Annotated in this window: 11 protein-coding genes; 8 read left to right on the forward strand and 3 right to left on the reverse strand. The window is 37.0% G+C overall.

The annotated features are described in order from the left end of the window. Positions 1–82 precede the first annotated feature (82 nt). The gene (purD, locus tag HWV59_RS03205; protein WP_102231067.1) at positions 83–1351 is read left to right on the forward strand and encodes a phosphoribosylamine--glycine ligase; all 1269 of its coding nucleotides are present in this window, start codon (positions 83–85) and stop codon (positions 1349–1351) included. Here the strand turns inward: purD and HWV59_RS27360 are convergent. Continuing rightward, positions 1332–1433 (reverse strand): EYxxD motif small membrane protein, encoded by a 102-nt coding sequence (locus HWV59_RS27360; RefSeq protein ID WP_328824175.1) that lies wholly within the window; start codon positions 1431–1433, stop codon positions 1332–1334. The genes purD and HWV59_RS27360 overlap by 20 nt on opposite strands. A gap of 293 nt (positions 1434–1726) precedes the next feature. Then, positions 1727–2005: a YgaP family membrane protein gene (locus HWV59_RS03210; RefSeq protein ID WP_175638041.1), complete on the reverse strand. Its 279-nt coding sequence runs from the start codon at positions 2003–2005 to the stop codon at positions 1727–1729. A 106-nt stretch (positions 2006–2111) separates the two neighbouring features. Between HWV59_RS03210 and HWV59_RS03215 the strand changes: the two genes are divergently transcribed. From HWV59_RS03215 to HWV59_RS03245, 7 genes are all read left to right on the forward strand, one after another. Then, the gene (locus HWV59_RS03215) at positions 2112–3854 is read left to right on the forward strand and encodes an adenine deaminase C-terminal domain-containing protein (RefSeq protein ID WP_175638042.1); all 1743 of its coding nucleotides are present in this window, start codon (positions 2112–2114) and stop codon (positions 3852–3854) included. Between the two features lie 37 nt (positions 3855–3891). Continuing rightward, positions 3892–4935 carry a DUF3048 domain-containing protein gene (locus HWV59_RS03220; protein ID WP_235991653.1) on the forward strand — a complete coding sequence of 348 codons (1044 nt, stop codon included), beginning with the start codon at positions 3892–3894 and terminating at the stop codon, positions 4933–4935. A gap of 20 nt (positions 4936–4955) precedes the next feature. Continuing rightward, the gene (locus HWV59_RS03225; RefSeq protein WP_102231064.1) at positions 4956–5273 is read left to right on the forward strand and encodes a YerC/YecD family TrpR-related protein; all 318 of its coding nucleotides are present in this window, start codon (positions 4956–4958) and stop codon (positions 5271–5273) included. Between the two features lie 157 nt (positions 5274–5430). After that, positions 5431–6123: a heptaprenylglyceryl phosphate synthase gene (gene pcrB / locus HWV59_RS03230; RefSeq protein WP_175638043.1), complete on the forward strand. Its 693-nt coding sequence runs from the start codon at positions 5431–5433 to the stop codon at positions 6121–6123. 97 nt (positions 6124–6220) lie between these two features. Next, entirely contained in the window at positions 6221–8440 is a 2220-nt protein-coding gene (gene pcrA, locus HWV59_RS03235) for a DNA helicase PcrA (RefSeq protein WP_175639966.1), read from the forward strand. 34 nt (positions 8441–8474) lie between these two features. Further along, complete coding sequence (gene ligA / locus HWV59_RS03240) at positions 8475–10481, forward strand: NAD-dependent DNA ligase LigA (protein ID WP_102231062.1); 2007 nt, start codon at positions 8475–8477, stop codon at positions 10479–10481. Between the two features lie 51 nt (positions 10482–10532). After that, positions 10533–11717 carry a CamS family sex pheromone protein gene (locus tag HWV59_RS03245; RefSeq protein ID WP_102231061.1) on the forward strand — a complete coding sequence of 395 codons (1185 nt, stop codon included), beginning with the start codon at positions 10533–10535 and terminating at the stop codon, positions 11715–11717. A 58-nt stretch (positions 11718–11775) separates the two neighbouring features. On the opposite strand, the gene HWV59_RS03250 is transcribed toward HWV59_RS03245, so the two are convergent. Next, positions 11776–12189 carry a hypothetical protein gene (locus tag HWV59_RS03250; protein WP_102231060.1) on the reverse strand — a complete coding sequence of 138 codons (414 nt, stop codon included), beginning with the start codon at positions 12187–12189 and terminating at the stop codon, positions 11776–11778. Positions 12190–12664 lie beyond the last annotated feature (475 nt).

The raw sequence follows: 12664 nt of genomic DNA on the forward strand, positions 1-12664 counted from the left end.
ATTTTATAAATTCCTAAACGATGAACATAGAGCCAGTCGGTCTGGCTCTAGAATGTTTTATAAACAAGAGCGGGGTGTAAAGATGAAAGTACTAATTATCGGGCAAGGCGGACGTGAACATGCATTAGTATGGAAGGCAGCACAAAGTAAACTTGTAGAGGAAGTTTTTGTTGCACCTGGTAATGATGGAATGAATGAACTGGCTACAAGAGTAAACATTAGCGAAACAGACAATGATGCATTAGTTTCTTTTGCAAAAGAGAAAGAAATTGATTTAACAATCGTTGGTCCTGAAGTTCCTTTACTTAACGGTATCGTAAATGATTTTGAAGCTGAAGGCTTAAAAGTATTTGGCCCAAGAAAAGAAGCGGCTCTTATTGAAGGCAGCAAAAACTTTGCTAAAGAAATTATGATCAAATACAATATTCCAACTGCTGAATATCAAACGTTCACAGATGTAGAAAAGGCAAAGGCATATATTCAGGAAAAGGGTGCACCAATTGTTATCAAAGCCGATGGATTAGCTGCTGGTAAAGGTGTAACGGTTGCTGAAACTCTTGATGTAGCATTAGATAGTGTGACAGATATGCTGGAAAATGCGAAATTTGGTGATGCATCAAGTTCTGTAGTTATTGAGGAATTTTTAGCAGGTGAAGAATTTTCATTAATGGCATTTGTTAAAGGTGAACAAGTGTACCCAATGGTCATAGCTCAGGATCACAAGCGCGCTTTTGATAATGATGAAGGGCCAAACACCGGTGGAATGGGTGCTTATTCTCCTGTACCGCAAATTTCCGAAGAAGTTGTTACTACTGCAGTTGAAACGATTTTAAAGCCGGCGGCAAAAGCACTTGTAAGCGAGGGACGTTCATTTACGGGAATTCTCTATGCCGGGCTAATCCTAACTTCAAATGGACCAAAGGTTATTGAATTTAATGCTCGTTTTGGTGACCCGGAGACACAGGTTGTCCTGCCAAGACTGGAATCTGATCTAGTAGCGTCGTTATTGTCTATCATTAATGACGAACCTGTCGAGTTAAAATGGTCTGAGCAAGCAGTGCTTGGCGTTGTTCTTGCTTCAAAAGGCTATCCAAATGACTACAAAAAGGGACAAACGATCGGTCCACTTACTGCTAAACATGAAGAGGCTGTTATCTTCCATGCAGGAACGAAAAAAGTGGATGATCAGTTTGTAAATAATGGAGGTCGTGTGCTTGTTGTATCAGGCTATGGTTCAACGATTAAAGATGCACAAAAACAAGCATATGAACTAGTTGAAAAAATTTCAGCACCTGCATTGTTCTACAGAACAGACATTGGAAATAAGGCAATTAAGCACGTCGTTTCTTAATATAAACATAAAGCAAAGCAACAATACCGCCAATTATTGCAATAAGAAGAAACGACATATCTGTTAAATATTCTAAAAACATATGAAACACCTCCGGGTTGAGTAAGGGGACTGGATTAATAACTCCGGTCCCCTTTTAAGTTTGGCACATATTAAGAATCCGTTGATATTGATAAGTAAGTTAGACAAAATACAGTATAGTTGATTGGTGCGTAAGGTGCGAGACTCCTGTGGGAGTAGTGGGACAGGTGAGATCCCACAGGCGCTTGCGACGAGGAAGCTCACCGCCCACCCCACGGAAAGCGAGCATCCTGGAGCACCAATCAACCAACACAATACTTTTTACAAAGCAGTACGAGAAAAATGCTCTATTAATTAAGAAGGATTATACGTAACTTCCTCCACATCTTCATCAAAAAAATCTTCATCATCATCGTCAAAGAAATAAGAACTTCTATTCTCAAACAAATACGTAATTGGACAAAAACGCAGGATACCTTCTCCAACCTTCATAGCACCAAGAATGATCGCGATAAGATAAGAATCTCTCCAAGGCTTCTTACAATATTTTGATGTAGCCCATGCTAGAATAGACAGGCCGCATGTGATTCGTATAAGCGCATTAACAATCCCAATATTTGGTCTAACCATCATAAACCTCCTAAATTGTCATAAAATTGAAATAAAATCTTTAATGCGTTAATAAAATCCATATGTTAACATAGTATCTAAGTAGTAACTAGAAAATGGAGGGTCTTTTATGCCCGAGCAAAAATTTCAATGGAAAAATAGTCAGATACGAAAACAAATAGACGTTTTAACGAATGATTTAGCTCCGACAGTTGTTCTTAAAAATGCAACATATCTTAATTCTTACTTAAGGCAATGGATGAAAGCGAATATCTGGATTTATGAAGATCGAATTGTTTATGTGGGGGACAAATTACCTGACAAGACTTCTCAGATGGAAATAATTGATTGCGCTTCCAAGGTGGTCGTGCCAGGGTATATTGAGCCACATGCTCATCCATTTCAATTATATAATCCCCAATCCTTAGCGAGATATGTGTCACAAACAGGTACAACAACATTCGTCGGTGATAACCTATTTCTGCTTTTACAGACCAATAAAAAGAAAGCGCTTACTTTTATCGAGGATATGGAGAAGCTGCCTTACCACTTTTACTGGTGGGCCAGATTTGATTTGCAAACAGAGGTGAACTCTGAAGAAAAGGTCTTTTCTCATGATTTTGTTCGAAAGTGGTTGGAGCATAAAGCTGTTCTACAAGGTGGAGAGTTAACAGGATGGCCTAAGCTTGCTGATGGGGATGATTGGATCTTATATTGGTTACAGGAAACAAAAAGGAAGGGAAAACGATTAGAAGGGCATTTTCCTGGGGCTTCTGAAAATACGTTAATGAAAATGAAATTATTTGGTGTTGATAGTGATCATGAATCAATGACAGGTAAAGATGTGGTTAACCGTTTAAAAATGGGGTATACTGCTGCATTGAGACAATCCTCTATTCGCCAGGACCTGGAAAAGTTAATAAGAGAAGTACAGGATGAAGGACTAACAGTGTATGACCATTTATACTTTACGACAGATGGTTCAACACCAACATTTTATGAAAATGGGATGATAAACACATGTATAAATATTGCATTAGAATGTAATGTTCCTGCAATAGACGCCTATCATATGGCTTCGTTTAATATTGCTCGATATTATCAGATAGAAGACCGTATTGGTGTTATTGCACCAGGTCGTATGGCAACATTGAATATACTGGAGAATATTGATAACCCAAATCCACTATCTGTTATGTCAAAAGGTAAATGGCTTGTGAAAAACAGGGAAGTTCAACCATATAACGACGGTGTGAAATGGGAGCAATATGGATTAGAGCCTGCGGAAATAAAATGGGACCTTCTCATTGACGATTTACAGTTTTCGATGCCAATGGGTATGAAAATGCGTAATGCTGTCATAATGGAGCCGTATTCAATCACAATTGATAGTTCTTCAGATAATCTTTCAGAAAATCATGACGAAAGCTTTTTAGCATTAATTGATCGCAATGGTCAGTGGCGGGTTAATACTATGGTAAAAGGCTTTTCAAATAAAGTGCAAGGTTTTGCTAGTTCGTATTCTACAACAGGTGATATTATTATTATCGGAAAAAATAAAAATGAAATGTTATCGGCATTTGCACGAATGAAAGAAATTGGTGGAGGGATTGTATTATCAGAAAATGACCGTATCATATTTGAACTGCCCTTACAATTAAATGGTGGGGCTTCGAATGAGGTTCTTGATAAGATAATGACAAAGCATAAGGAATTAAATATCTTGCTAAAAGAGCGGGGATATCCATTTGATGACCCGATTCATTCTTTGCTTTTTTTATCATCTACTCATTTACCATATATTCGAATTACACCAAGAGGTATATTTGATGTGATGAAAAAAACGGTACTCTTTCCATCTATAATGCGTTAAAATATAAAAGTGGAAAATGAGATGAGGTTGTGTTAGCTTGAGGAATGCAAAATTTGCGGTAGCACTTTTATCCATATGTGTATTTATGAGTGCCTGCAGTAACAATGATTCACAAGAGCAAAGTACTCCGGATAATGGAGCATCCGAAAAAATAGATGAACCAGTAGTCGAAGTTGTTGAAGAAAGCGTTGTCTCGCCATTAACAGGAATAGAATCAGAAGAACAAAATGTAACACAACGTCCAGTTGGTGTGATGATTAATAATCACCCTGCAGCAAGACCGCAATCAGGGTTAACAAAGGCAGACATTGTATATGAAGTCTTAGCCGAAGGTAATATTACGAGATTTCTCGCTATTTTTCAAAGTGAGATCCCAGATATAATAGGACCTGTAAGAAGTGCCAGGCCGTATTACATTGATTTAAGTAAAGGTTATAATGCACTCTATATTGCACATGGCTATAGCCCTGATGCCTTAGAAAAGCTATCTAATGGTGAAGTCGATTCCTTAAATGGTATGGAATATGATGGAACACTGTTTTGGAGAGCTGACCATCGGAAAGCACCACATAACTCCTATATATCAAAAGAAAATATTTTAGAAGGTGCAATTTCCAAGCAATACGAAGTAGCTTCTGAAGTAGAGCCTTATGAATTTCTAACGGAAGAAGAAGAAAAAAACTTAGAGGGAAAACAAGCAAACAAGTTTGTTATCAAATATGACAACTCTCAAACCTGGCATGCGACTTACGAGTATAATCAAACTGAGAAGTCCTATAGTCGATATAGTAACAATCAACAAACGGTTGATCTTGAAAGTAATGATCCTGTTAAACTTTCAAATATACTTGTACTCGAAATGGACCATAGCATAATTGATGATTATGGAAGAAGAGACATTGATTTGACTTCTAGAGGAAAAGCCATATTACTTCAAAATGGTTTGATGCAAGAGGTAGAATGGGTAAATAAAGATGGTAGGATTTTACCAATAAAAGACGGAAACATCGTAAAGTTTGTTCCGGGAAAAACATGGATTAATATTGTACCAAATTTAGATATGTTTTTAATTCAATCGTAAAATTAAAAGGAGAATGATTTATGCAAATAGAAAAGCTTCGTGGGAAAGAGCTTGATCAGCTTTTTCAATCTATTTTGTCATTAAAAGACCTTGAGGAATGCTATCGTTTTTTTGATGATTTATGCACAGTCAATGAGATTCAATCACTAGCACAAAGGCTTGAAGTTGCAAGAATGCTGCGTGAAGGGAATACCTATCATAAAATCGAAACAGAAACAGGTGCAAGCACAGCGACTATTTCGCGAGTAAAGCGCTGCTTAAATTATGGAAATGATGCTTATACAATGGCATTGGAACGTGTTCATGGAAAAAACGAAACGGAAGAAGAAGTAGAGTAGATTGATAAACACCGCATATTGCGGTGTTTTTTATTTTACATTAATAAACAAATCTTACTTCTAAAACTTCAAACATCTTCCTTCTCTTTTAAGTTTTTTGCCACAAGGTAATTTGTTATAATAGGGAAATGGATGTTTTGAATGGAGGAATCCAAGCATGTACGATATTACCGAGTGGAAGCATGTGTTTAAACTCGATCCTGATAAAGAGATAAGTGATGAACAACTAGAGAAGATCTGTGAATCTGGTACAGATGGAATTTTAGTTGGCGGAAGTGATAATATCACAGAGGATAATGTGTTGAATTTAATGGCGAGAATTAGACGCTATCTTATCCCATGTGTGTTGGAAGTTTCAACAGCAGAATCAATTATTCCCGGGTTTGATTTGTATTTCATTCCAACTGTTTTAAATAGTAAAAAAACAAAGTGGATGATGGAGCTTCACCAAGAAGCTGTTAAGGAATATGGTGAAATTATGAATTGGGATGAAGTTCTTGTCGAGGGCTATTGTATACTTAATCCGGAATGTAAAGCCGCAGCTTTAACAGATGCAAATACAGATCTGACAATTGAAGATGTAAAAGCATATGCCCGTGTAGCAGAAAACATGTATCATCTACCAATTTTCTATTTGGAGTATAGTGGAAAACTTGGGGATATTGCTGTTGTAGAGGAAACGAAAAAAGTGTTAAATACAACAAAACTTTTCTATGGCGGTGGAATTTTAACGCCTGAGCAGGCAAAAAAATTTTCTCAATTTGCAGATGTGGTTGTCGTGGGGAATGTCATATATGAAAACTTACCTGCTGCTCTGAAAACTGTAGATGCTGTGAAAAGAAAAAATTAAATAATAATATATTCTAGTATCCATCACTCTGTAGTTGAAGGATTATTGTGATGACGTTAGAATAGAACATATGTTTGTATAAAGGATGGTGAGAATGTTGCAATTTTTATCAAATCAGTTATTAGCAGGTTTGAATGATATGCAACAAAATGCGGTTAAAACAACTGACGGACCTTTATTAATTATGGCAGGTGCCGGTAGTGGAAAAACGAGGGTTTTGACTCATCGTATTGCGTATTTAATGACAGAAAAACAAATTGCCCCTTGGAACATATTGGCAATTACATTTACAAATAAAGCGGCACGTGAAATGAGAGAGAGAATTCAAGGAATCTTAGGATCAGGCGGAGATGAGATCTGGATTTCTACTTTCCATTCGATGTGTGTAAGAATTTTAAGAAGAGATAGTGACAGAATGGGAATTAATCGTAACTTTTCCATTCTTGATACGACAGATCAATTGTCCGTGATAAAATCAGTTTTAAAAGAGAGAAATCTTGACCCTAAAAAGTATGATCCAAGAAGCATTTTAGGATCTATTAGCAGTGCCAAAAATGAACTGATTACACCAGAAGAATTTGATAATCAAGCAGGCAGTCATTACGAACAAATTGTAAGTGATATTTACAAGGATTATCAAAAGAAACTCCGGAAAAACCAGTCACTTGATTTTGATGATCTTATTATGACGACGATTCAACTATTTCAGCGTGTTCCAGAAGTGCTGGAGGCATATCAGCGAAAGTTCCAATATATTCATGTTGATGAGTATCAAGATACAAACAGAGCGCAATATATGCTTGTTAAGCTTTTAGCTGCAAGATTCCAAAATTTATGTGTGGTTGGGGACTCAGATCAATCGATCTACCGTTGGCGTGGGGCCGACATTGCCAATATTCTATCGTTTGAAAAGGATTATCCTCAAGCAAATGTAATTCTTTTAGAACAAAACTACCGTTCTACAAAGCTCATTTTGGAAGCCGCAAACGAAGTAATTATGAAGAATTCAAATCGAAAACCGAAAAAGTTGTGGACGGAAAATCCGCAAGGAGCGAAAATTACGTACTATCGTGCTGACAGTGAGGCATCAGAAGGTCAATTTGTTGCAGGGAAAATTAAGCAGCTCGTAGATTCAGGGCAACGAAAGCTATCTGATATAGCGATCCTTTATCGTACAAATGCACAGTCGCGTATCATTGAGGAAGTATTATTAAAATCAAACTTGAATTACACAATTGTCGGAGGCATTAAGTTCTACGATCGAAAAGAGATTAAGGATTTACTAGCGTATCTTCGGTTAATTGCTAATCCGGATGACGATATTAGCCTAGCCCGTGTAATCAATGTACCGAAGCGTGGGGTTGGTTCAACATCTTTCGATAGGATTGCCAATTACGCAATCGATCAAGATATCTCTATATTCCGGGCACTAGATGAAATTGAACATATTGGAGTAAGTGCTAGAGTTGTTAATGCTATGGTAGAGTTTCGGGAATTAATCAGAAATCTTGGCAATATGCAGGATTATCTTTCTGTTACAGAATTGGCAGAAGAGATTATTGAAAAATCAGGATATCGAGATATGTTAAAGCAAGAAAAGACACTAGAAGCTCAAAGCCGTTTAGAAAATATTGATGAGTTTTTATCTGTTACGCAAACATTTGAAAAACAAAGTGAAGACAAGAGTCTTGTTGCCTTTTTAACAGACTTAGCTCTTGTATCAGATATTGACAAGCTTGATGAAGATGAGCAGGAACAAAGTGATGCACTCGTTTTAATGACGCTTCACTCTGCAAAAGGATTAGAGTTCCCGGTTGTCTTTTTAATCGGACTTGAAGAAGGGGTTTTCCCACATAGCCGTTCCTTAATGGAAGAAGATGAGATGGAGGAAGAACGCCGCCTGGCATATGTAGGTATTACAAGGGCTGAGCAGGAATTATTCCTAACAAATGCCCAAATGCGTACATTATTTGGTAGGACGAGTATGAATCCGGAATCACGATTTATATCCGAAATTCCAAGTGAATTAATTGAGAACTTGAATGAACAAGCAAAAAAAGCTGCATCTTCATTTAGTGCTGCCCGTAGACAGGAAAAGAGATCCCCGGTATCAAGACCTGTTGTTATGGCATCAACTACTGGTGGAGATGAACTTCCGTGGGCAGTTGGAGATAAGGCTGAACATAAAAAGTGGGGCATTGGTACGGTTGTGAGTGTAAAAGGAGCAGGAGAAGGAAAGGAATTAGATATTGCGTTTCCTAGTCCAGTAGGGATTAAACGTCTATTAGCTAAATTTGCTCCTATTAATCGTGTCTAAACTAAAGTTTCGGTAGAAAGGATTGGACATCTGAATGGATAAACAATCAGCAACAAAACGAGTTCAAGAGCTGCATGAGCTACTAAACACTTACAACTATGAATATCATGTTTTAGATCAGCCAAGTGTCCCTGATGCAGAATATGATCGTCTCATGCAGGAACTTATAAAGCTTGAACAAGAATTTCCTGAATTTAAAACACAAGACTCTCCGACCCAAAGGGTTGGAGGGGTTGTGTTAGAGGCTTTTCAAAAGGTTGTACATAGAACACCAATGCTAAGTCTCGGAAATGCATTTAATGAACAGGACCTGAGAGATTTTGATAGAAGAGTCAGACAAGCGGTTGGAGACGACGTACAATATGTTGTTGAATTAAAAATAGATGGATTGGCTGTATCTCTACGGTATGAAAATGGTTATTTTGTTCAAGGAGCAACACGTGGTGATGGAACAACAGGAGAAGATATTACGGAAAATTTAAAAACTGTTCGCTCTATTCCACTAAAGTTAAAATCCGATGTGTCCTTTGAAGTACGCGGCGAAGTGTTTATGCCGGGGAAATCTTTTGAAAAGTTAAATGAACTTCGACTAGCTGCTGAGGAAGAGCCATTTGCAAATCCCAGAAATGCTGCTGCGGGTTCAATTAGACAGCTAGACCCAAAGATTGCAGCAAAGAGAAATCTGGATATTTTTGTTTATAGTATCGCAGATTTAGGTGCTACAGGTATTCAAAGACATAGTGAAGCACTGGATTTTCTCGAAAAAGAAAGCTTTAAAACTAATAAGGAACGTAGAAAATGTGAAAATATTGATGAGGTAATCACACTAGTTGAAAACCTGCAGGAAAAACGTGCAACACTTCCGTATGATATTGATGGGATTGTCATTAAGGTAGACTCCTTAGCTCAACAGGAAGAGTTGGGGTTTACGGCAAAAAGTCCCCGTTGGGCAATTGCTTATAAATTTCCTGCTGAAGAAGTGATGACAAAGCTGCTTAAAATTGAATTAAGTGTAGGTAGAACAGGTGTTATCACACCAACAGCTATTTTAGAGCCGGTAAGAGTTGCAGGCACAACTGTTCAGCGTGCATCACTACATAATGAAGATTTGATTAGAGAAAAAGATATTAAACTCGGAGACACCGTTGTCGTGAAAAAAGCGGGTGACATCATTCCTGAGGTTGTCAATGTTTTAGTGGAGCATAGAACAGGTGAGGAACAGGAATTTTCAATGCCAACACATTGCCCTGCATGTGAAAGTGAGCTGGTAAGGATTGAAGGGGAAGTAGCATTACGATGTATTAATCCGCAATGTCCGGCTCAAATTCAAGAAGGTCTCATTCATTTTGTCTCAAGAAATGCGATGAATATAGATGGTCTTGGGGAAAGAGTTGTTTCTCAGCTATTCCATGCAGGATTAATTAAAGATGTGGCAGATCTCTATCGGTTAACAAGAGAACAGCTTCTAGGGCTTGAGAGAATGGGTGAAAAGTCGACAGATAACCTATTACAAGCGATTGAGCAATCAAAGGAAAATTCACTTGAAAGACTTCTTTTTGGTTTAGGAATCCGTCATGTTGGGGCAAAAGCAGCTAAAACATTGGCTCAACATTTTGAATCAATTGAAAATCTTCAGAGGAGTACAGAGGAAGAGTTAATAGCTATTGATGAAATTGGCGGAAAAATGGCAGATGCAATTACAACTTATTTCTTAAACCCGGATGTACAACATCTTGTGAGTGATTTAAAAGCATTAGGTGTTAACACAATGTATAAAGGTCCGAAGCTTGTAAAAGCAGAGGATAGCAATTCTTATTTTGCCGGCAAAACCATTGTCTTAACGGGAAAGCTTGAACAATTGTCACGGAATGAAGCGAAAGAAGGTATTGAAGCTCTGGGAGGAAAGGTTACTGGAAGTGTTAGCAAAAGTACTGATCTTGTCATAGCTGGTGAGGCTGCAGGAAGTAAACTGAAAAAAGCTGAAGAGTTAAATATTGAAGTATGGAATGAAGCTCAACTAATAGAAGAATTAAATAAATAATCGTCAACCAGTCCTAGCGAAATTGAGAAAAATAAGAGGTGTGGACTTACATTGAAAAAGAAACTAGTTATGGTGCTAACAGGCTTACTATTTTTAACGGCATGTGCACCTAATTTCGGAGAGCAAGATGAAATCGTTCAGGAAACCGAGGATGAATCAAAGGAAACAGCGATTATTCCAAAGTATAATATTTCAGATTCATATTACAAAATGGTCTTACCATTTAAGCAAGGGGAAGCAAGAGGTTTAGTTTCAGAGCAATTAAATACAAGGCTTGATATTGATGAGTTTGAAACAGGTTTAATGAGAATTGCACAAGATACCTTTTCAACAGATAAATATCTTTATCAGGAAGGGCAATATTTAACAGGTGATGTGATTACAAGCTGGTTAAGCAGAAAGAAAACAGGAGAGAACCTAGAACAAGCACAAGCAGAGGCAAAGGAAAATAAAGAGGAATATGTAGAGTTAGGATTAAATCCTGCACTGTCCGGTAAAGGTGGATTAGAACAACAGAATGCAGAAAACCCTATCTATTTAGCACATATGCTTGAGCATAACTATTTAATCCAGGAAGGTAATACTGCCAAGCTTGGCGGTGTTGTGATCGGGTTAGCTATGAATTCTGTTCACTACTTTAAACAAGAGAAAGGTTATGCCAGAGAGCATAATATTAGTAGAAGTGAAATTCTTTCAAAAGGAAATGAGATTGCACAGGAAGTTATTAAACGTGTTAGAAAAACAAATGGTTTAGAAAATGTGCCAATTGTAATTGCGTTATATGAACAAGAAAAAAGATCCTCTATTGTACCGGGTAATTTTATTGCTAAAACAACAGTAAAACAAGGGACAAACACGTTAGGGAAATGGGAAGACATAAATGAGGATTATTACTTCTTTCCATCATCTGAAGCAACAAAAGACTATAGAGATGATGCCCAAATGTTTAATCGCTTTAAGCAGGATATCGAGGAATTTTTCCCAAATTACACTGGGGTAATAGGAAAAGCGTTCTATAAAAACGATGAACTTAACTATTTAGATATTGAAATTCCAATGCAGTTTTATGGAAAATCAGAGGTTGTTGCATTTACTCAATTTGTTACGGGTAAGGTAATGGAATACTTTCCAGATTACATGAATGTAGAAGTCAATATTATGTCAACATCTGGTCAAGAAGCACTTATTTTGAGAGAACCAAATCAAGAAGAGCCAACGGTTCATATATATAAATAACAAAAACGCTTGGATTTCCAAGCGTTTTTTCTATTAACTAAAGTAAATTGGGATTTCATTAACCATTCCAGTATAGCCGCTCATTGTGAGGTTGGTCATATTGCGGAGTTTCATCCGAAATTGATTCCTGCAGTGGTGTATTTTCTTTTTGTTGTGGCAGTGGATGAGGTGGGTTTATTTTTTCATCTAAACCTTTGTTCGGTAATGCGTGAATTAACTGTGCTGTGAGGTCATTTCTTTTTTCATATGCGGTTAAAAAGGCTGCAAGGGCAATAATGATCCCTCCACCTATCAACGCAAATAAATAAGGTCCAAGTGAACCAGCCATTTGAAGTAACATAAATTCGATTGAACCACCATACATTTCTCTTTCTGCTTCAGCAGCTTTAACAGTCATCGATATATGATTGATTAATCCACCAATACCTAGAAGGATTAAGAAACCACCAAATCCAATTAAAAATTTTTTCAATTTTACCACTCCTGACAAGAATGATTCTTGTCCAATTTTACCATAAATCTAGAAATGTCTCCAGAATCTTGAAGATGTAAAAGACGTTTCAAGCAAGTAAATTAAGGGAAAAGTGAAATGTTATATCATGAAATTCTAGTTACATAAAGACAAAATTCACCAAAAAGTGTTTGGGAAAGCACGTTTTTTGCGAACTTAATTTTATGAATTTTAATGAATAGATATAATCTATTATAGGATATACTGCCTATTTAATGCGTTTTAATGCATAAATATTCATTTTGTTATTTAAGTCCAACACGAAAATTTGTTTGCTTTGTCAAATTGTGTTACGATGTTTAACGAGTTCTGCCTATTGTCATCCTAGTAAACTATTTATATCATTCATCATGAAATTGCATAAACTTGCATAAGGATTTGGTGATAGCTGATTTAGGAGGTGAGCAATCGATGGAACACGCACTAACAGGAGCTA

This window comes from Metabacillus schmidteae (assembly GCF_903166545.1).
In the GTDB taxonomy this organism is placed as follows: Bacteria; Bacillota; Bacilli; order Bacillales; family Bacillaceae; genus Metabacillus; species Metabacillus schmidteae.

Bases quoted from the DNA above. Each gene is read 5' to 3' on its own strand.
- purD (WP_102231067.1), top strand. From the start codon at position 83: ATGAAAGTACTAATTATCGGGCAAGGCGGACGTGAACATGCATTAGTA.
- HWV59_RS27360 (WP_328824175.1), bottom strand. From the start codon at position 1,433: ATGTTTTTAGAATATTTAACAGATATGTCGTTTCTTCTTATTGCAATA.
- HWV59_RS03210 (WP_175638041.1), bottom strand. From the start codon at position 2,005: ATGATGGTTAGACCAAATATTGGGATTGTTAATGCGCTTATACGAATC.
- HWV59_RS03215 (WP_175638042.1), top strand. From the start codon at position 2,112: ATGCCCGAGCAAAAATTTCAATGGAAAAATAGTCAGATACGAAAACAA.
- HWV59_RS03225 (WP_102231064.1), top strand. From the start codon at position 4,956: ATGCAAATAGAAAAGCTTCGTGGGAAAGAGCTTGATCAGCTTTTTCAA.
- pcrB (WP_175638043.1), top strand. From the start codon at position 5,431: ATGTACGATATTACCGAGTGGAAGCATGTGTTTAAACTCGATCCTGAT.
- ligA (WP_102231062.1), top strand. From the start codon at position 8,475: ATGGATAAACAATCAGCAACAAAACGAGTTCAAGAGCTGCATGAGCTA.